The sequence below is a fragment of the Dyella ginsengisoli LA-4 genome (assembly GCF_000334915.1).
Lineage (GTDB): Bacteria > Pseudomonadota > Gammaproteobacteria > Xanthomonadales > Rhodanobacteraceae > Dyella_A > Dyella_A ginsengisoli_A.
The window spans coordinates 1-1196 of record NZ_AMSF01000081.1 but is presented as its reverse complement, the minus strand read 5'-3'; the positions used below and the strand labels follow the sequence as shown (position 1 = coordinate 1196).

Genomic DNA, 1196 nt, shown 5'->3' with positions numbered 1-1196 from the left:
ACCGCTTACTTGATGATCTTGGCCACCACGCCGGCGCCGACGGTACGGCCGCCTTCGCGGATCGCGAAGCGCAGACCCTCGTCCATCGCGATCGGGTGGATCAGGCTCACCACCATCTTCACGTTGTCGCCCGGCATCACCATCTCCACGCCTTCCGGCAACTGGCAGGCGCCGGTCACGTCGGTCGTGCGGAAGTAGAACTGCGGACGGTAGCCCTTGAAGAACGGCGTGTGACGGCCACCCTCGTCCTTCGACAGCACGTACACCTCGGCCTCGAAGTCCGTGTGCGGCGTGATCGAACCCGGCTTGGCCAGCACCTGGCCACGCTCCACGTCGTCACGCTTCAGGCCGCGCAGCAGCAGACCCACGTTGTCGCCCGCCTGGCCCTGGTCCAGCAGCTTGCGGAACATTTCCACGCCGGTCACGGTGGTCTTCTGCGTGTCGCGGATACCCACGACCTCGATTTCCTCACCGACCTTGATGATGCCGCGCTCCACGCGACCGGTCACCACGGTGCCGCGGCCGGAGATCGAGAACACGTCTTCCACCGGCATCAGGAACGGCTTGTCGATGTCGCGCTGCGGCTCCGGAATGTACGTATCCAGCGCATCCACCAGCGCGATGATCGCCGGCACGCCGATTTCCGACTGGTCGCCTTCCAGCGCCTTCAGCGCCGAACCCTTGATGATCGGGGTGTCGTCGCCCGGGAAGTCGTACTTCGACAGCAGCTCGCGCACTTCCATCTCGACCAGCTCGAGCAGCTCGGCGTCGTCCACCATGTCCGCCTTGTTCAGGAAGACCACGATGTACGGCACGCCCACCTGGCGCGACAGCAGGATGTGCTCGCGCGTCTGCGGCATCGGACCGTCAGCGGCCGAGCACACCAGGATCGCACCGTCCATCTGCGCCGCACCCGTGATCATGTTCTTCACGTAGTCGGCGTGGCCCGGGCAGTCCACGTGCGCGTAGTGGCGGGTCGGCGATTCGTATTCGACGTGGGCCGTCGAGATCGTGATGCCGCGCGCCTTCTCTTCCGGCGCCGCGTCGATCGCGTCGTACGCCTTGAACTCGCCACCGAAGCGCTCTGCGCCGATCTTCGTCAGCGCTGCCGTCAGCGTCGTCTTGCCGTGGTCCACGTGACCGATCGTGCCCACGTTGACGTGCGGCTTGGTGCGCTCGAATTTACCCTTTGCCAT

At 65.4% G+C, this 1196-nt stretch carries 1 protein-coding gene; it reads right to left on the bottom strand.

From position 1 onward, the window contains the following. Window positions 1-5 precede the first annotated feature (5 nt). Window positions 6-1196, bottom strand: coding sequence for an elongation factor Tu (gene tuf / locus C693_RS0117535; RefSeq protein WP_017463590.1), 1191 nt, complete (start codon window positions 1194-1196; stop codon window positions 6-8).